The following is a 19,191-nucleotide window of genomic DNA, read 5'->3' as shown; positions in this document are numbered from 1 at the left end:
CTTACTCCCCTACCCGCTGGTGGATGGTGCCCGGCCTGTGGCGAAGGGAAGCACCCGACCGATCACGGAAGACGGAAATGATCTCCGCAACGACCGACATGGCGATCTCCTCGGGCGTTTCGGCTCCGATGTCGAGCCCAATGGGTGAATACAGACAGTTGTAGTCGAGGAGCCGAAGTTCTCCGTTCTGGCGAAGCACTCCATCCAGTTTGATGGTTCGCTTACGGGGCCCGAGGATACCCAGGTAGGGAGGAGACTGTGGCAGAAAGTGTTCGATCATCTGGGTATCGCGGTCGAAATCGTGGGACATACAGGCTACAGCGGTGTACTCATCGACGGTCAGCGCGGATGCCTCTCCGTAATCGTACAGCTTGCGGGCAACGGAAGAAAGGGTGGCGGTAAATTTCCTTCTCTGCCCGATCACACTGATCTTCCAACCCAGGTGGAGGGCGGTGGTGACGAGGGGCGGTATGTCGTAATTGTCACCAACGACGATGAGGTGAAGCTCGGGTCGCAGTAGTTCGTAAAGGCGTTCGTACCTCCGGCCACTGGCATCCGTATACCCGTGCACCCGTGACCTACCGAGTGGTAAGTCGACGGAATGTAGGGGCACTTCCTGTAATTTCCCGTCGAGCGCTTCGCCTGCCGGCACGGTTACGGTCTGGACCAGCAGGAGGGGAACACGGGTGTCGAGCCGTACGCGTAGTATCTCAATCTGATTGTTACTATTCCCAAAGTCCAGCGGCACGAACAGCACTTCGATGCGGCCGTTGCAGCCGAGACCGATGCCGATCTCACGGTCCTCCCCTTCCAGGGTATCGTACACGCGTTTGCTGGGCATGCCTTGATAGATGGCGCGCTGGGCACGGCGGAGTGCGTCCCCCTCCAAACAGCCGCCGCTGATGCCACCGGTGTACCGTCCGTCCGCCCCGACGAGGAGGCGAGCGCCGATGCGTCGATAGGAAGAGCCCTCTACACTTACGACGGTGGCCAGTGCGCAGGCGGTGCCATCGAGCCTAAACTTGTCGTATAATTCAACGATGTTCCTGATCTCCTTCATGGCGTCGGTAATCTTCCGGGGTGTCTATGTCAAAAATGGGTGCGGGAGGGTGTAGGCGGAGGACACCGGAGGGGTTTGCTTTTAAAATTTGGCCGGCTCCCGCGTCCCCGTCCAGTGCGATAAGATCGGGAAAATAAGCCGCGGGAAAAAGTGCCGGCACACCGCTGTGTTCTCCGTAGGCAGTCGCGATGAACCGTGTCGGTGCCCGCGCCGCCGCGTCAACCACCTGCTGCAGGTAGCGGGTTTCTACACCGGGCTGGTCCCCGAGGGCGATGAGCAGGTGGGTAAACCTACCACTGTTAACGATTTGCCTCACGCCCGAACTGATGGTTGAACCTAAACCTTCGCTGTAATTCTGATGGTAGAGTATATTGATCTTCAGGTCTTTAATACTGCGCTCAATCTCTTCCCGGTGCGCACCCAGCATTACGAACCTAGCGGTTGCGGCGATCGGTTCCGTACGTTGGATAGTATGGCGGAGCAGGGTTTCTCCCCGCCAGGGAAGCAATTGTTTCGGCCGTCCCATGCGGGTAGAACTGCCGGCGGCCAGCATGAGGATCGCAAGCTCCATCCGCCCTAGGGTAGAATGACGATCTCGACTACCCGGGCCGAGTCCAACACATCCGTTGCGTCCAGGCAGTAGGCCAGGCGATCTTTGCGCGCGCAAGCCCGGCCTCCCTCCTGCTCGATCGCATCGGGTTTCCCGATTCGCTCCACCAACTCCGCAAAGGTGTTGCCCACCCGTAAACCGTCGCGCGTCACTACGTCCGTAGAAGTAAGGTGAATACTCCCGATCTTTGACTCCTCCACGGCGATCAAGTAGCCGAGGCGATCGCCGCGCCTTCCCTTAATGTAAAAGTGGCCCGCATCCCCCTGTTCCAGTTCGCGGGAAAACGGTGCGAGGTCGCCGCCGGGCCGCATCTCCATAAACGCGCCGTCGCCAATCTCATACGGGTCATCGGCATCGACGTCGTAGATGGCGGTGTTGCCGGCGTTGGGATTTTCGACGGGTCGGGTCTCCGGGGTAGTGGGCGGCTGATCCGAGCAGGAATACAGCAGGAGCAGGAATAGCGAAAGTCTAAGCATCGGGCGCCGGGATTTGGAAAGAAGAACGGCTGTGGACGCGTAAAGGTGCACCGATCTACCGGATGACGGTCACCGTGCCGATGAGGTTTTCCGTCCGGCCGCTTTCGTAAGTGACCCGGGCCCGCCAGGTGTAGGCCCCCTGCAACACCAATTCGTCGCTACCGCTGTAGCTGCCGTCCCACCGACCCGTTGGCCGTCCGTCCTCAAGCTCCTCGGTGGCAAAGATGCGCTGACCGTACGGACTGAATACTTCGAGCGCGTACTGCCGCACCAGCATGCCCTTTGCGCCCCACTGACGTACCTCATCGGGTCCGGAAGTGGGCGAGATGGCCGTAGGCACGAAAAAGCGTCCGAAGGATTCGGTTTGGACCACCCGGCTCACGGAGTCGAGGCAGGCAAACCCGCCGGCGTAATTGGCGGCCGCAATCAATTTCACGCTGTACGCTCCGTCGCCGCGGTAGATGTGGTCTGGGGATGTGGCGGTGGACATCGTAGAGTCGCCGAATTCCCAGCGGTAAGTATCCGCCCCGGTGCTCCTGTTCTCAAACCGTACGTCGCCGATGGCTACCGGATCTTCGTTCACGTGAGGAAAAAAATCGGCGGTAGGCCTGGCTTCCAGTTGCAACACGTCGGGCACCGTAAAAGTGTCCCGGCAGGTTTCCTGATTAATGGCGACCAGGCGCAGGCTATAGGATCTGTTCTCGGTGAGCAGGGTATCGAACAGCCGGCCGGCAAAGGTTAATTCTTCTCCATCGAGGTACCATTCGAAGCGGGATGCATCGGTATCCTCCGCGCGAAAGCTCACTTCTAACGGACCGCAGGCCACCGGTGGGGGAAGTTCGAACTTAGCAACCGGTGCCGCCAGCATCCTCACGCGCATTGCCGCGGTGTCGCTGCACCCGTAACCCGACCGGGTGATCAACTTTACCGGGTACTCCCCCGGCTCTTGGTAGGTGTGCACGGGCGCGGCAGCATCCGACTGCCGACCGTCGCCGAAGGTCCACCGGTACGACGCCGCATCGACTGCTCCGCTGCGAAAAGGTACTGCTGCGGTGGGGCCACAGAACTCCTCCGCGGGAGCAGTAAAATTGGCAACGGGGACGGGAAGTACCCGTATCCGGCTCAGCACGGCGGTCGTACTGCACCCGCTGCTGTCCGTCACCGTAACGCTTGGTTCGTAGTTTCCGGCAAGCGGGTAGGTGTAAGTGGGTGATTCCTGGTCGGATACGTCTCCGCCCTTATCGAATTTCCACTGGTACGTCAGACCACTTTTCGCAGCCGCTCCGCTGCTAAAAGTGGTGGTGAAGGGTTGGCACCCACTACTGTCGATTGCTGCTGGCCTGGCTACGGGCTGGGGAAGGACATCGATTGATGTGGAAACCTTGGTCGTGCAGCCGGTGAAGGGGCTTTCGGCCGTCAGCTCGATCAGGTGGATCCCCTTTTTGGTGAAGCTTACGGTCGGACTCATATCGGTGCTCGTGACCGACCCGCCAATCCGCCAGCGGGGATTTACGAAGGCGCTGCCGTGGGGCTCAAGGGTAAGTGCTTCCGTCTGACAAACCGCTTGGGGAAGGTCTATGCTCAAGTCAGGTGCCGCCGTGACCGTTACGTATGCCGTATCGGTGGCTGTTCCGCAGCGGCTTGCCCCCAGTACGATCCGGTATTCTCCGGCCTCCCGCAGGGTGAGTTTGGGGGATTCACCCGCTCCGGTGGCTACTTTCTTCCCCAGCGAGTCGAGTACGAACCATGCCAGGTCGGCGCCGGGCGTCGCGCCGCTGCGCGGGCGAACCGTCCACGGTTGGCAGCCCACGGTTTCTTCCAGGCTAATCATGGAGCGCACATCGGCGGGGAATACCCGGATCCTCTGGTGGGCGGTGTCGCGGCCACAGGCGTTCTCCGCGTACAAATTGATTGAATAGGGGACCGACAGGTCGAGGCTGGCGAGGTACTCCGGCACCTCCGGTTGAGCAGCGGTGCTGTAGTTTCCGTTGCCAAAGTCCCATTGGTAAGAAACGACCTCCCCCTGGCTCCGGTTATTGATCCTCGGTACGAAGGGGGAACATCCGGTGTCGAGCGCTAAGGCGAAAGATGCCCTGGGCCGGGGCTTTACCCGTACGGACCGCTCCTGCGTCCCCGCCCCACATCCGTTCTCGGCGACCAGCGTGACCGTCAGGCTAGTGTCCCTGAGGTATCCGTCAATGATGTGGGTGCCCGAGGGTGTATCCGCTACGGTGTCCCGCCCGACGAACCAGTATGTCTGCACGATCTCTCCCACGCTCTCCGACTGAAGATCAAGGGTAAAGGGTGAGCAACCGACCAGGCTATCGAGGGCAAACGAAGCGGTGGGTCGGGCAGTCACGTAAACGGTGCGCTGGGTATCTACCCGGCAGCCCGCGGCCGAGGTGACCGTAAGTCGTTGGTCATAGGATCGGCCGCCTTCGGTGTACGTATGTTCCGGAGCCGGGATGTCCGAAGTAGCTCCGTCGCCAAAATCCCAGTGAAAGGATGCATCGGTCTCACCATCAGCGGGTTGGAACGGCTCGGCTACACAGAGTGAATCGGGGGTACCGAAGGTCACGATCGGGCGGGCGGAGTACTTCACCACCTTCGTTGCCGTAGCCGTACAACCCGACGGACCGGTCCGGGTGTAGGTATAGGTGTAGGCTGAATCAGGCATCAGCTCGGTAAGGTGGACCGTAAGCCCGGAAAGCGCTGGACCCGTCCACTCCCCATCCAGCGGTTGTGCGCCCAGCAGCAGTAAGGTGTCGGCTTCTCCCTCACAGACCTGCTGGCCGGCACCAGCGCTCAGGCCGTGGCCAGGATCATCGACGGTAATCACCGTTGTTGCCGACCGCTCGCAGGGGGTTGCTCCGTACAGGGTATACCGGTAAGTGAAGCGACCGCCGCCCGTGCTGCTCAGGTCAATTGAGCCGGTTAGCGGATCTACACCGGGTCCGCTCCAGACACCCCCCAGGGGACTTGCGACTAACCGATACGTCAGTTCACTCACGCACAAGTCCGGAACCGGATCTACGGTAATCCGTACCGGTTCGGTTACGTGAAGTACAACATCGTGGGGGACGGTGCAATTCGCCTCCCAGTACACCACCTGAAGCACCAGCGTATCCGGCCCCGTGGTCACTCGGGTGGGATTTAAGCGACCGGCCGCGATCTCGCTATTATCGACCGACCAGGTGAGCGTGCCGCGGGCGGCCCAGTCGGTCAGTCCGCTGATGGATGTGAGGTCATAATCGGCATCGGCAAAGCACACTTCGATCGTGTCGGGCACCGGGATCGCGGGAAGCTCCGCGACAACCACGGTCGGTCGTCCCACGACCCGACATCCGCTACCGTCCGTATAGGTATACAGCGGAGTATGACTCCCAACGCCGGCCAGGGCGGGATCGAACAGGCCGCTGCGCTCATCCGTGATGCCGGTACCCGACCAACTGCCGCCGGAGGGGGAAGCGATCAATTGCTGAGGGGCACCATCGATACATAGGGCAGCATCCGGCGTGGCGACCGCTTCGCTTGCGACAACCTTAACCGTGATTTGGTCGGAGTATTCGCATCCCTTATTGCTGACCGTATAGGTGATGACGTTCTCCCCCAGCCGGGCACTGCCCGGATCGAAGCGCCCGGTGAGGGGGTCGACGATGCCGGAGCCGGACCACTCCCCACCCGCAACGTTCGCCGTGAATTCCGTGGGCGCGGTGCCGCTGCAGTAAGTGGGTTCGGCAGTTAATTCGAGCGATCCTTCCAGGTTAACCGTCACGTCCGCCTGCCAGGATTGTAGTCCGCAGGAGCTCTGAATGTTCAGCTGCACCGTTCCCGAAGTCTCGAAGGTGTACGTGCCAAAATCTTCGCGACAGACCGTATCGCGCCCGCTTTCTTGCTCGAATATCCAGCACAGTTCGTCGTATTCTCCGCCCATCCAGAAATCGAGCTCACCGACCGTCAGTGCCAGGGGGCCGCACGATGGATCGGGGGCCGTCAGGTTAGCGATCGGAGAGGTACGCACCCGGATGGAACTCTCCACGATCTCGCTGCTGCAGGCATTCTCGCCGGTCAGCCGGATCCGAAAGTCTCCCACTTCCCGGAAGCGGACGGTAATCACTTCGGACGTGAGGTCCATGTCGGAATCGGTGAATTCCCACTCCTGGGGGGAAGAAATTGCCCAGCGCACGTTGGTGTACTCGCTCGACTGATTCGTAAAGGTGATCGCATCGCCTACGCAGACCGTGCGGTCTCCTTCACTAACGGTAAAGGCGGGATCGGGAGGGGCAACCACCCGCACCTGGCGCACTACCTCGTCGGTCCGGTTGCCGCAGCCCCCGCGGGCGGTGACGCGCAGCCGCACGGTGTAGTTGCCCGGACTAGAAAAAACGTGTTTCGGGTTCGCTTCGGTACTGGTAACGCCATCGCCGAAGTTCCAGAAGTACCCGTCGCTGCTTTCGTTACAGCTCTCTTCCAGAAAGACCACTTCCTCCCCCACGCAGGCTTCCGCCCGGACGGAGAAATCTGCCGTAGGGTCCGGGAATACTTCCACGTAAACCGCACCGGTCGCGCAGCTGGTTCCCTGGTCGCATTCGCGTACGCCGCGGTAGGTGATCCGGTAGGTTTCGGCGGGCGAGCAAAATCCGTCTTCCGTCGCTGTGTACACGTGGCTGATCGGTCCGGCGTGGCGCACGGTATCGATGGTACCGTCCCGCCAGTCGATCACGAAATAATCAATACCTGCTTCGGACCGATTCGGCAGGGTGAAAGGTTCTCCCCAACAAGCAACCTCCTGGTCGGTGTCTCCGAATTGGACCTGAAGATCGCCACAATCGCCGGCACTGCAGGAAGTGAGGCTCTGGGCGGGGACGCAGGTGCTGAGTAAAAACACGAGAAGCGTAGCGTACAATAATCCGAACTGGGTACGGGGTGTCAAAAGTGGCGTAAGTTTTTTCATCAGTTCTGGTACCAGATGTTGTCGTAGATACGGTTACGCGAGGTGCCAAAGCTGTAGCAGGCGGGTCGTCCGCCGGAGGTAAAATCGTTCGTTCCGCCGGTGGCCAGGCAGGTGATGCTCTTACCGAAGCTGAAGGTGGCGGTCAGCTCGAAGGGTGCGCGTACGTAATTTTTCAGGCTGCCGTACTGGAGGGACCACCCTAGTCCCAGATCGACCCGGGTATATCCATCGGGCAGTACTGTACCCATCTCGGCGCGGACGGTCATCCAGTTTGCCTTCCCCTCGGAGGAGTTGGCGATGTGCTGGTAGAGCCCCAGTTCGAAGTTTCGGTTCCAGGAGAGTCCGCCGCCGAGCTCCAGGTAGGAGAACTGTTGCTGTCGTTGGGCAATGATCAGGGGGTGTACCGACCAGTACCGTTTATTTTTCTTGGCCACCACTACGCTGGCGTTTCCGCTGAATACCCAGCGCTCGCGCAGCCCGCCGTCCAGTCCGATGAGGGAAGCGGTCTGCCGGCCGTCCTTACTCACCAGTCCGCTCCAGTTGTGTACCGCTACGCCGACATCGTAGGTGATGGGTCGATCGCCGATGCGCTGAATCCGGTTGAGCATCCCCCCCTTGATCGAGGCGCCCAGGCTGGTGGACGTATACCACGGGCTACCCGTCCGATCGGCCGGGACGAATCCCGTAGGGTTGGGGTTCCCGTTCCAGTCGATGAGCCCCGTTACGTCGCTCAGTTGATCGAGGAAGATCAGTCCACTGTAGTCGATCCGGCGTTGTCCGCGCGTCAGGCCAAGGCCCAAGCGAAGGTTGCTTACCCGATCGGTGGAGTTTTTGGTCAGGGGGATGGCGACGGCGACGCGGCCGCCCATTTCGCTGGTGGTCAATTGACCGTGGCCCTGGGAGTTCCGTCGGGCGAACAGCCCATAATCAAAAAACAAGCACGGCAGCCCTTCTTCATAATTGACGACCCGCGATTCGTAGCCCGCCACCGAAGCTCCCCCACTTCCGCTCGCCGATCCCCACTGGCTGCGGGTGCCGACCGTGACCCGGGTGGCGCCGACCTGTCCGGTGAAAGCAGGATTATAGGTTGACTCGTGGCCCCTAAAGTGCTGTGCGAGAACGTCTTGCGCATAAGCGGATCCACCTACGCATAGCAGTAGCAGGACGGTTGGGAAAAGATGATTCATGGTGTGCCTCCCGGGGGAAGTTGCTTAGCGCTGGTACTTAGCCGAAAAAATTCAGGTAAGGATGCGACTTACGTGTGTAAACTAGGGTGTATAAAGGGCGAACGGCCGGTAGGTAATTATAGTATCAGTTAAGAAAAACACCGGGGCTTAGCCCGGTTTGTGGGAACTAACGTAGCTGAATATCTCCCGTACGACCTTTCGCTTGATCTCCCGCTGCTGGTTGCGGTCAAAGCTCTTGAGGCGGAACTGGAACTTGAGCTCCATGAAGTCCTTTTTCACCTCGACGATCTTGAGCAAGTAGGTATCGGCCTCGATCATGTCGGCGTAGGCACTGATGCTCTCCCGGAGTTCCACCTCCAGCTGGTCGATGTTCTTGATGGCCCGAATGTCCATTTCAAAGTCGACACTCATCAATCGGACGTCGCGGCGGGTATAATTGATGATCTCATTCGTGTACACCTTACCGTTGGGAAGAATGACCACGTCGTCGTTATCGTTAAGTATTTTGACCTTCAACAATCCAATGTCCGCTACCCTACCCCTATAAGTGTAAAATCGCACGTAGTCGCCCACCTCAAACACGTCGGTGAAGCTGTAATAGATGCCGACGATCAGGTCGTTCACGAAGTCCTTGGAGACAATGGCGATCGCCGCCGCCACGATGCTGAGCGAGGTAAACAAGGTGCGGAAGTCGATACCGATCAGGGAAAAGATGGTGAAGATCACGACGGCACCCAGCAGCAGCTTGCGGATGTTTTCTACCCCGTACACGAAGTTTTTTGCTCCGCGGCGTTTGGCGTAGTTGCGGCGGCGGTAGAGCCACTTTACGAACCGGGTGGTCACGTTGAGAATCGCCACGGTCATCGCGAAGTAGAGGAGGACGCGCCAGAAATCCGGTCGCCCCTCGGCCCACAGAATGTTTTTATCGAACTGTATCAGGTACAGGCCCGCGATCAGAATCCCCAGTTCCAGCAGGATGAAGACCAGATTACCGGCGAATGAGCGGTCTTTCATCTCCTATCGCCACTGTTTATAGCTGTTGATCAGTCCGTTGGTTGAGCTGTCGTGGCTACTGACTTCCTTCTCGCCCTTCAGTTCCGGAAGGATCGCCTTGGCCAGTTGCTTACCGAGTTCGACGCCCCACTGGTCAAAGCTGTAAATGTTCCAGATGACGCCCTGCACAAATATCTTATGTTCGTAGAGCGCGATCAGCTGTCCCAGGGTGAAGGGAGTAATCTGCTTCACCAGTATGCTATTGGTCGGTTGGTTTCCGTCGAACACCTTGAAGGGCACCAGTTTGGCGATCTCCTCGTCGGCCTTTCCCTCCTTGCGCAGTTCGGCCTCTACCTGGGCGGCGGATTTTCCGTTCATGAGTGCCTCGGTCTGGGCGAAGAAGTTGCTCAGCAAGATGGCGTGGTGCTCCCCCAGCGGATTGTGGGAAACCGCCGGCGCGATGAAATCACCCGGAATGATCCGCGTACCCTGGTGGATCAATTGGTAGAAGGCATGCTGACCGTTCGTTCCGGGCTCTCCCCAGATAATCGGTCCCGTATTGTAGTCTTCAATGGGGTCGCCGTTGCGGTCTACGCTTTTGCCGTTGCTTTCCATATTGCCCTGCTGGAAGTAGGCGGGAAAGCGGCTCATGTACTGATCGTAGGGCAGGATCACCTCGGTCTCCGCGTCGAAGAAGTTGGTGTACCACAGTCCGATCAGGGCCATCTTTACGGGAAGATTCTGCTCCAGTTCGGTGTGCCGGAAGTGCTCGTCCATGTCGTGCATCCCGTCGAGCAAGGCCGCGAAGTTATCGAAGCCGATCGTGAGGGCAATGCTCATGCCGATGCTCGACGACAGGCTGTACCGCCCCCCGACCCAGTCCCAGAAGCCGAACATATTATCTTCCGCGATGCCGAAATCCGTTACGCCGGCGGCGTTGGTGGACAGGGCGACGAAGTGCTTGGCCACGTCCTCCTGGCTGCCGCCCTGATCGAGGAACCACTGCCGCGCACTGCGGGCATTGGTCATGGTTTCCTGGGTGGTGAAGGTTTTTGAGGCTACGAGGAACAGCGTGGTTTCCGGATCTACTTTTTTGAGCACTTCCGCCAGGTGGGTACCGTCAATGTTGGAAACGAAGTACACCTCCCGCCCGTCGATCCAGTAGGGTCGCAGCGCTTCGGTCACCATTACCGGCCCGAGGTCCGATCCGCCGATGCCGATGTTTACGACCTGGGTAAGGGGTTTGCCGGTATAGCCGGTGTGTTCCCCCGAATGGATGCGGGAAGCAAAGGCGTCCATGCGTTCGAGCACCTCGTTTACTTCGGGCATAACGTCCTGCCCATCGACCATAATCGGATCGTTGCCCCGGTTGCGGAGTGCGACGTGCAGCACGGCCCGGTCTTCCGTTCCGTTGATTTTTTCACCGGTGAACATCTTTTCCGTCGCTTCCTTGACCCCGCATTCCCGGGCCAGCTTGTTGAGCAGGTCCAGGGTCTCCTGGGTCAGGATATTCTTAGAGTAATCGACCAAAATATCGCCGACGGTCTGGCTAAATCGCTGAAAGCGGTCCGGATCCTGGGCGAAGAGATCCTTCATGTGCCGCTGCTGCATTTCGTGGGCGTGGATTTCGAGTTCTTTCCAGGCGAGGGTCGTAGTTGGGTTCAGCTGTTTCAGCATAGCTTGGGTAATTAATTGGTCAGGCATAGATACGGCTGATCGGGGGATATGTGCATAAGCACAAGGAAAGTGGATTACTGAACAAGGCACGCCGGCTTACGTTTTAATGGCAACCCAACAACGGGCGAATGCCCGACACGCTTTTTTTATCACAAACCTTTTGAAAATGAAGAATTTATTATTTAGCCTCATGGCATTCCTTGCCGTGATGGCATTCAATCCCGCTACGGTCCTTGCACAGACCACGGATCAAGCAGACAAAAACATCGTTCAACTTGCGAGCGAGAATTCCGATCTGGGTACCCTGGTTGCCGCTCTGAAGGCTGCAGACCTGGTATCGACCCTGGAGGGCGACGGTCCCTATACCGTTTTCGCCCCTACCGACGCAGCATTCCGCGCGCTTCCACCGGAAGTGTTCAGTGCGCTGCTGAAGGCCGAAAACCGCCCTGCACTGGTTGAGATTCTCAAGTACCACGTTGCCGATGGCAAAGTAGCCGCCGCTGACGTAACCGCCGGCATCGAAGGAGCTTCCGACGACGAGCCCTTCATGGCATCGACCCTGAACGGTGACTTCACCGCCAACCTGATGGATGGTTCCGTACAACTCACCGATGGTAAGGGCAACACCGCTCTGGTAACCACCGCCGACGTGATGGCCTCCAATGGTGTCATTCACCTGATCGACCACGTGCTGCTTCCGGATAACGTGGACGTAGACGCACTGATCATGAACGACATGGAAGTCAGCGATACCATGGAAGACCGTCTGGGCGCCGTAGAGGATGAAGCCGACGACGAAATGATGGAAGGCGAAATGGCCGCCGAAGAAATGGGCAACGAAATGCGCGAAACCGCTAAGGAAGCCGGCAACGAGGTAAGCGAGACCGCTCAAGAAATGGGCAACGAAGCGCGTGAAACCGCTCAGGCAGCTACCAACGAGGTTCGCGAAACCGCCCGGGAAATGGGCAACGAGGTGGAAGAAGCCGGTCGCGAGATGGCAAACGAAGTCGAACGTGCCGGTGAAGAAACCAGCCAGGCCGTACAACGGAACACTACTGAGGTTGGAAACGACGTAAGCCGCGAGATGGACGACATGGGTAACATGACCACCCGTAAGACCACCTACGGTAATACGATCGTCGACGTAGCCAGCGGCAACGAAGACTTCAGCACCCTCGTTACTGCCGTACAGGCCGCCGAACTCGGTGACCTGCTCGGAAGCGATACGGAGTTCACCGTATTCGCCCCCACCAACGATGCGTTTGACAAACTGCCCGAAGGCACCGTAAGTGATCTGACGCAGTCCAGCAACAAGGAGAAGCTACAGGGAATTCTTTCCTACCACGTAGTTGCTTCCCGCATCACCGCAGCCGACCTGATGAAAGCAATCGAAGCCAATAAAGGCTACTTCCGCATCCAGACCCTGGGCGGTGGAAGCCTCATCGCTTCAATGCAGGACGGTAACGTCATCCTTACCGATGGTAACGGCGAAATGGCCACCATTACCGCTACCGATGTTGCTGCAAGCAACGGACTGATCCACTCGATCGATGGCGTTCTGATGCCGAAGGAATAATCTTTCCCCACGCACCAAACGTTTCATGCGATGGCCGCTGCCCCCCGGGTAGCGGCCATCGCTGTTTTACGGCAGGGAGAGGGCTTACGTTGCGCTGCTTACCTTGGCGAAATGAACAAGCCAAACCGCATGCGCCCATTCTACCTTTGCTTTTTACTGAACCTCCTTTGGACCTGCGTCCCCGCCCAAACCCCTACCCCGGCCGCCGACCGTGAGGCCGGCTACGAACAGCGAATGCTGCTGCGGGAGGATTCTCCGGTACGGGGAATAGCGTTTACCAACATCGGCCCCAGCATCATGAGCGGACGGGTGACCGACATCGCGGTGGACCCCGCCGACCCCACCCATTTCTACGTAGCCTACGCCAGCGGCGGCCTCTGGGAAACCCGGGACAACGGCACCACCTTCACGCCCCGCTTCGACGATGAGGCCGTCATGACCATCGGGGACATCGACGTTCACTGGCCTACGGGAACCATCTACGTCGGCACGGGGGAGGTAAACAGCAGCCGCAGTTCCTACGCTGGAAACGGGGTGTACCGCAGCAAGGACGGCGGAGAGACCTGGGAACACCTGGGCCTCGACGAAACACACCACATCGGTCGCCTGATCGTAGACGGCAGCGATCCCAATACCGTCTGGGTAGCTGCCCTCGGTCACCTCTACGGCCCCAATCCCGAAAGAGGAGTTTACCGGACCGTGGACGGCGGTAAGACCTGGAACAAGGCCCTCTTCGTGAACGACAGCACCGGAGCCGTGGACCTCATTCGCGACCCCAAAAAACCGAACGAGCTCTACGCAGCAACCTGGCAGCGGGAACGGAAGGCCTGGGACTTTACGGAAAGCGGAGCAGGGTCCGGCATCTACCACAGCAGCGACCGGGGCAACAGTTGGAAACTGCTTTCGACCGAGCAAAGCGGGTTCCCGACGGGCCGGGGCGCGGGGCGGATCGGACTTGCCATCAGCTACGACAAGGGCGGAAAACGCCACCTGTACGCCAGCATCGACAACTACTTTCTGCGGGAAGCGGAGAAGGAAGACCCGGAAACACTCACCAAGAATCAACTGCGGAACATGCCGAAGGAGGACCTGCTCCGCCTGGAAACCTACCTGCTCGAAGATTTTCTACGCACGAACGGTTTTCCGGAGGAACTTTCCGCAGCTACGGTGAGAAAAAGGCTGGAAAGCGGCGACATCACTCCTTTGCAGCTCGTTGAGTACCTGGAGGACGCCAACAGCATGCTCTTCGACGTGCCGGTGAAGGGGTTCGAACTCTACCACAGCACCAACGGCAAGCAGTGGGAACGCACCCACTCCGACTACATCGATGACGTGTACTACAGTTACGGATACTACTTCGGTCAGCTGGCCGTGCACCCATCCGACCCGCAGACCATCTACGCCATGGGAGTACCCATCATCAAATCAACCGACGGGGGAAAAACGTGGAAGGGAGCAAACGGCGACAACGTCCACGCCGACCACCACTACATGTGGATCAATCCCGCCCGCCCCGATCACCTGATCAACGGCAACGACGGCGGCGTCAACATCAGCTACGACGGCGGCAAGAACTGGATCAAGTGCAACATGCCGCCCGTCGGCCAATTCTATAACGTTGCGGCAGATAATCACCCGAACGGCTACCGGGTGTACGGCGGGCTACAGGACAACGGCACGTGGCGGGGCCCCCACGATTACGAAGCGAGCACCGACTGGCAGCAACGCGGAGAATACCCCTACAAAATGCTCTTCGGCGGCGACGGCATGCAGGTGCAGGTGGATCCCCGGGACAACGAAACCGTGTACGTAGGATTCCAGTTCGGCAACTACTATCGCCTCAACCCGAAAGAAGACAAGCGCACCTACATCACGCCGAAACACGAGCTGGGCGAGCGTCCCTACCGGTGGAACTGGCAGGCACCGATTCTGATCAGTCCGCACCAGCCCGATATTTTCTACATGGGCTCCAATCACTTTCACCGAAGCTTCAACCGGGGCGACGATTTCGAGACTCTCAGTGCCGACCTCACGGGGGGAGGGCGCCGCGGCGATGTTGCCTTCGGCACCCTGACCGCCATCGACGAAAGTCCGGTTCGTTTTGGTCTGCTCTACGCGGGAAGCGATGATGGAATCGTACACCGCAGCCTCGACGGCGGAGCCACTTGGGAGAAGCTCGGTGGCTTTCCGGAAAATCTGTGGGTGGCCCGTATTCAGGCTTCTCACCACGGGGAGAACGTGGTCTACCTGGCCCTCAACGGCTACCGGGACGATAATTTCGACAGCTACGTGTACCGCAGTACAGACAAGGGAACGACCTGGGAACCCATCGGCACCGACCTCCCCGTAGAACCCGTCAACGTCATCAAGGAAGATCCCGTTAACCCCGCGCTGGTGTACGTTGGAACGGACCACGGGCTTTACATCAGTCAGGATACGGGTGCTACCTTTGCCGCCATTACCGACCTTCCGGCGGTAGCCGTTCACGACCTGGTGGTACAGGAGCAGGAAAAGGACCTCATCGTCGGCACCCACGGAAGAAGCCTCTACCGGGCCGACGTGGAGCTGCTGCAAGTGGTTGCCGGAGCGACCGATTCGGCGCTGGTGATCTCTTCCGTCCCAACACAGCGGTACTCGGGGCGCTACGGCAGCAGCAGCTGGTTTACGGACAAAACGGAACCGGAAGTGGTTTTCCAGGTATACAGCAAGGGCGGGGACGCAGGTGCAAAGCTATCGGTAGAAACCAATGACGGTATGGTGCTGACTACCAAAGAGGTATTACTTACTCCCGGCATCAACACCTTAACCTACGATCTTGCATTTGATGCCAGTAAGGCTGATGAAGTAGCAAAGCTGCTAAACCAGGACCGCAAGCAGGACAGCAAGCCCGTCAGGGTCCAAGCGGCGGACAACGGAACCTTTTACTTACGTCCCGGAAAGTACCACCTCATCGTTCAGTCGAACGACGGGCGGGCGTCTACCGACCTCGAGGTCAAGTAAGGCCCGCCCCCACGCTAGGTTGTTACGGCTTCAGTACGACCTTGATGCAGCCGTCCTTCTTGTCGCGGAAGGTCTTGTACATCTCGGGTGCGTTCTCGAGGGGTTCGGTGTGGGTGATCAGGAAACTCGGATCGATCTCACCGGCCTCGATCTTATCGAGTAGCGGTTGGAGGTACCGCTGTACGTGGGTCTGTCCCATCTTAAAGGTGAGCCCTTTGTTCATGGCCGCTCCGAAGGGCAGGGTGACGTTTTGGGCATAAACTCCCGGTACCGACAGCGTTCCTCCCTTACGGCAGGCCATGATCGCTTGCTGGAGCACGTAGGGGCGGTCGGATTGCAGGTGCATGGTTTGCTTGAGGTCGTCCGCAGCTGCGGTGACCTGATTGGCGGCGTGGGACTCCGCACCAACGGCGTCGATGCACCGATCGGGACCGCGGCCGCCCGTCATCTCCTTGAGCTTTTCCAGGACATCGGTTTCGGAGAAGTCGATCGTTTCGGCCTTGCCGTGGGTTTTAGCGAGCGCCAGTCGCTCGGGCACCTGGTCGATGGCGATCACCCGGCCGGCCCCCATCATCCACGCGCTCTGGATGGCAAATTGACCTACGGGCCCACAGCCCCAAATGGCTACGGTGTCGCCGTCCTCGATTTGGGCGTTTTCGGCGGCCATGTAACCGGTCGGGAAAATGTCGGATAGGAACAATACTTTTTCGTCCGGCAGGTCGCTGGCGATCTTGATGGTTCCCACATCAGCGTAGGGCACCCGGAGGTATTCGGCCTGTCCGCCCGGAATTCCGCCCAGTAAGTGGGAATAGCCGTACACACCGGCCGGAGAATGGCCCATTGCCTTCTCGGCATTTTCGGGCTTGGGGTTAGAGTTGTCGCAGAGGGAATACATGGTCTGCTCGCAGAACCAGCAGCTGCCGCAGGAGATGGTGAAGGAAACCACCACCCGGTCTCCCTTTTTAATATTCTTTACGGCCGAGCCCACTTCCTCTACGACGCCCATTGGTTCGTGACCAATGATGTCGCCCGCCTTCATCATGGGGACGAAACCGTCAAACAGGTGCAGGTCGGAGCCACAGATCGCCGTTGAGGTAATGCGGATGATGGCGTCGGTGGGTTTTTCAATGCGGGGGTCGGGGTGGGTGTCTACGCGTACGTCGCCCTGACCGTGATAGGTTAATGCTCTCATTGGTTCTTTTCCTATGTATAGGAAAATGTACCGGAAGGTTCGGACGTGTGCATTGTTAGATCAGCCGACCGGCGAATTAAAAGGGGTAGCCGAAGGCCACAACCAGTCGAATATTTTTGTCAACCGGATCACCGACAAACTTTTGGGGGATTTGAAAATCGTTGACGGCGTCCTGATAGGGGATTTGAAAGGGCTTTGCCAGGTCGAGCCGGAAAATGAGGAAGGTCAGGTCGAAGCGGAATCCGATGCCGTAATCCATCGCCAGCTCGTCGATGAAATCACCCTGGCGGAAGTCGGTGTCGAGCGGCTCGAACTCGGTCTTATAGGTCCATACGTTACCGGCATCGATAAAGGCTGCTAACTCGATCAGCGGGGTGACCTGCTGCCGGAGCTCCAGGCTGGACTCAAGTAGGAGGTTGCCATATCCGCTTGAAGTCAGCAGGTTGTTGTTCACCGGCGCGGTCCGTCCCGGGCCGAGTTGCCGGGGGGCAAAACCACGGAGGCTGTTAGGTCCGCCAATGGTGTACAGATCAAAGTAAGGGACGATGGCCCGGTCCGTAATGGGATAAGCAATGCCTCCGTGTAGGCGGGTGGCTAGCTGTAGCTTAGGCGTAAGTCCTAGGTAGTACCTAAGGTCCGTCTCCAGCTGGGGATAAATACTCGACACGCGACCGATGTCTTCGGTACCACTGCCGACCGGAAACACATTATTGAAGTTCATGGACAGGTACTGCTGCCAGAATATGTTCTGGCGGTCCTCTCCGTCCAGGCGGGAATCGTAGGTCAGTGTGTAATTCGGTGAATACACGATCATGCGGTCGAAGCGGCTGGTGGCGCTCGTATTTGCATCCGAAGCACCCTCGGCAAGACCGAGGTTCCGGGCGATGTCGAGTACTTCGTCGTTGCTCACTACCGGGTCCTGTAGCCTGATCGAAAGGGGGTTCAGGAGGTGACTTTTCTTGACGCGTCTCCGCCAGGTGTAACCGTACTCCGCCTTTATCTGCAGCAGGCTGACCGATTCGCTCGCTTCCGGATTTTCCTCCAGCAGGTCGGCCAGTTCAGACAAGTTAAGCTGCGCGATCTCGGTGCTGAATTTGCTCAATGTAAGGGATAGGCTTTCCAACTTCCCCCCTAGCGACATCACCGTACCGCTGCTTAGTACCCGGGGAATGAGCTTACGCCGATTTGGAAGCCAGAGCCGGGGCACGGTCAACGAGGCAGTCAGCCCGTAGATACCGGAGGTGGGCACCCGAATCTGATCCCGGTTCCCGAGAAACACCGCGTAGCTAAAGTCTCCCTCCAGCTTAAATAGTTCGGCCCCGTGCAGCAGGTTGCGGTTGGAGTAGGCGAGGCGCACGTTCGGACCTACGTACCGTGCGCTGTTGTAGGTCAATCCCAGTTCCCCCTCGAACCGGTGGCGGGGCAGCGGGTCCATGAAGGCGTTGAGGATCAGGGTGGAGTCTGACCCCGGTACGTCCTCGTAATCGAGGCTGATGTAACGAAAGATGTTGTAGCTGGCCAGGCGCTGGAGGGTTTTGCGGTGGCGATCCGGATTGTACAAATCTCCGGCAGCCATGTAGAAGCCCTCGTCAATTATTTTGGGACGCAGGGGGCAATCTTCGCACCGGATGTTGAGGCCATTCAGTTCGGTCAGGTTGATACTGCCCCGGTCGGTGGTGTCCGAAAGGTCGAAGTTCGGGAAGATGTTGACTTCGGTGATGCGTTGGGGCCGTAAATCCTGGGGGGGCACGTCGGTTTTCAGTTTGGCGAGCAGGTCTACTTCGTAGTCGCCGGTAACCGTATCCGCCAGGAAAATAAAATCATTCCCGTTGGCGTAAAAATACCCCTCCTGCTTGAGGGCTTCCTGCCAGCGGTTCCGTTCGGCCTTGATGGCGTCCAGATCGTAGCGGATTCCCCGTTCCAAATACGTAGTTGATCTTGCCGCGTTAACGATTCTGGCTACACTGGTATCTCTCCAAAAATACTCTACGGAGTCGATCGTATAGGGCGTACCCACCGAAATGACATAGTCGGCCGCAACTTCCCGCGCCTGTAGGTTAGTGTCCAGGCTGTACGTGGCCTCGTTCAGGAAGTATCCGTTGTTGGACGCCCGGTTTTCCAGTAGGTCGCTGACTGCCTCCACGACATTTTCGTCGAAGAAGATGGGCTCCTCGCCCCTTATCTCGTCGGGATCGTCAGCATACTTTTCCGGCTTACGGGCCTTTTTCTCCTCGAATTTATAGTAGCGCCAGATGTTGCGGTATCCGATCAGGGGAATCTTCTGGTTGGTGTTCTGATTCAGTGCCGCGGTAAGTTCCGTCTCCAACTCGTCGGTATTCACGCTATCGGCAGACTCTATGGTGAGCGACGCGCCCCGGTAGAGTAGTTCACCCTCGGGCAGGTACTTGGTCACTTTGCACCCGGTGACGGTGACGACAAGCAGGGCCAGAATTAATCGCATGCCCA

Annotated in this window: 11 protein-coding genes; 2 read left to right on the top strand and 9 right to left on the bottom strand. The window is 58.6% G+C overall.

All coding sequences use genetic code 11. From position 1 onward, the window contains the following. Window position 1: 1 nt before the first annotated feature. The 7 genes from GGR28_RS01185 to pgi all read right to left on the bottom strand — a co-directional run bounded on the left by GGR28_RS01185 (window position 2) and on the right by pgi (window position 10,957). A complete protein-coding gene (locus GGR28_RS01185) occupies window positions 2–1,060 on the bottom strand; it encodes an XdhC family protein (RefSeq protein ID WP_183493884.1) in 1,059 nt (352 codons plus the stop codon). Continuing rightward, complete coding sequence (locus tag GGR28_RS01180; protein ID WP_183493883.1) at window positions 1,035–1,631, bottom strand: nucleotidyltransferase family protein; 597 nt, start codon at window positions 1,629–1,631, stop codon at window positions 1,035–1,037. Before GGR28_RS01180 ends, GGR28_RS01185 begins: the two co-directional genes overlap by 26 nt. Before the next feature lie 5 nt (window positions 1,632–1,636). Further along, complete coding sequence (locus GGR28_RS01175; protein ID WP_183493882.1) at window positions 1,637–2,146, bottom strand: hypothetical protein; 510 nt, start codon at window positions 2,144–2,146, stop codon at window positions 1,637–1,639. A gap of 55 nt (window positions 2,147–2,201) precedes the next feature. Further along, a complete protein-coding gene (locus GGR28_RS19275) occupies window positions 2,202–7,079 on the bottom strand; it encodes a PKD domain-containing protein (RefSeq protein ID WP_319936688.1) in 4,878 nt (1,625 codons plus the stop codon). A gap of 20 nt (window positions 7,080–7,099) precedes the next feature. Continuing rightward, window positions 7,100–8,287 carry a type IX secretion system membrane protein PorP/SprF gene (locus GGR28_RS01165; protein ID WP_183493880.1) on the bottom strand — a complete coding sequence of 396 codons (1,188 nt, stop codon included), beginning with the start codon at window positions 8,285–8,287 and terminating at the stop codon, window positions 7,100–7,102. Window positions 8,288–8,434: 147 nt separating this feature from the next. Continuing rightward, window positions 8,435–9,301, bottom strand: a complete 867-nt coding sequence (locus GGR28_RS01160; protein WP_183493879.1) for a mechanosensitive ion channel family protein — start codon at window positions 9,299–9,301, stop codon at window positions 8,435–8,437. 3 nt (window positions 9,302–9,304) lie between these two features. Beyond that, entirely contained in the window at window positions 9,305–10,957 is a 1,653-nt protein-coding gene (pgi, locus tag GGR28_RS01155) for a glucose-6-phosphate isomerase (RefSeq protein ID WP_183493878.1), read from the bottom strand. 166 nt (window positions 10,958–11,123) lie between these two features. Between pgi and GGR28_RS18855 the strand changes: the two genes are divergently transcribed. Together GGR28_RS18855 and GGR28_RS01140 are read left to right on the top strand one after the other, a co-directional pair. Beyond that, entirely contained in the window at window positions 11,124–12,533 is a 1,410-nt protein-coding gene (locus tag GGR28_RS18855; protein WP_221233763.1) for a fasciclin domain-containing protein, read from the top strand. 111 nt (window positions 12,534–12,644) lie between these two features. Then, window positions 12,645–15,533, top strand: coding sequence for a WD40/YVTN/BNR-like repeat-containing protein (locus GGR28_RS01140; RefSeq protein ID WP_246416177.1), 2,889 nt, complete (start codon window positions 12,645–12,647; stop codon window positions 15,531–15,533). A 22-nt stretch (window positions 15,534–15,555) separates the two neighbouring features. Here the strand turns inward: GGR28_RS01140 and GGR28_RS01135 are convergent, their stop codons facing one another. Both GGR28_RS01135 and GGR28_RS01130 read right to left on the bottom strand, forming a co-directional pair. Beyond that, a complete protein-coding gene (locus GGR28_RS01135) occupies window positions 15,556–16,725 on the bottom strand; it encodes a zinc-dependent alcohol dehydrogenase (protein WP_183493877.1) in 1,170 nt (389 codons plus the stop codon). Window positions 16,726–16,801: 76 nt separating this feature from the next. Then, window positions 16,802–19,186 (bottom strand): BamA/TamA family outer membrane protein, encoded by a 2,385-nt coding sequence (locus GGR28_RS01130; RefSeq protein WP_183493876.1) that lies wholly within the window; start codon window positions 19,184–19,186, stop codon window positions 16,802–16,804. Window positions 19,187–19,191 lie beyond the last annotated feature (5 nt).

This window comes from Neolewinella aquimaris, from assembly GCF_014197245.1.
Taxonomy (GTDB): Bacteria; Bacteroidota; Bacteroidia; order Chitinophagales; family Saprospiraceae; genus Neolewinella; species Neolewinella aquimaris.
Note: the sequence above shows the minus strand (reverse complement) of the source record. Positions and strands in the feature narration are given on the sequence as shown.

Excerpts from the sequence above, each read along its gene's own strand:
- GGR28_RS01185 (WP_183493884.1), bottom strand. The coding sequence starts at position 1,060 with ATGAAGGAGATCAGGAACATCGTTGAATTATACGACAAGTTTAGGCTC.
- GGR28_RS01180 (WP_183493883.1), bottom strand. The coding sequence starts at position 1,631 with ATGGAGCTTGCGATCCTCATGCTGGCCGCCGGCAGTTCTACCCGCATG.
- GGR28_RS01175 (WP_183493882.1), bottom strand. The coding sequence starts at position 2,146 with ATGCTTAGACTTTCGCTATTCCTGCTCCTGCTGTATTCCTGCTCGGAT.
- GGR28_RS01165 (WP_183493880.1), bottom strand. The coding sequence starts at position 8,287 with ATGAATCATCTTTTCCCAACCGTCCTGCTACTGCTATGCGTAGGTGGA.
- GGR28_RS01160 (WP_183493879.1), bottom strand. The coding sequence starts at position 9,301 with ATGAAAGACCGCTCATTCGCCGGTAATCTGGTCTTCATCCTGCTGGAA.
- pgi (WP_183493878.1), bottom strand. The coding sequence starts at position 10,957 with ATGCTGAAACAGCTGAACCCAACTACGACCCTCGCCTGGAAAGAACTC.
- GGR28_RS18855 (WP_221233763.1), top strand. The coding sequence starts at position 11,124 with ATGAAGAATTTATTATTTAGCCTCATGGCATTCCTTGCCGTGATGGCA.
- GGR28_RS01140 (WP_246416177.1), top strand. The coding sequence starts at position 12,645 with ATGAACAAGCCAAACCGCATGCGCCCATTCTACCTTTGCTTTTTACTG.
- GGR28_RS01135 (WP_183493877.1), bottom strand. The coding sequence starts at position 16,725 with ATGAGAGCATTAACCTATCACGGTCAGGGCGACGTACGCGTAGACACC.
- GGR28_RS01130 (WP_183493876.1), bottom strand. The coding sequence starts at position 19,186 with ATGCGATTAATTCTGGCCCTGCTTGTCGTCACCGTCACCGGGTGCAAA.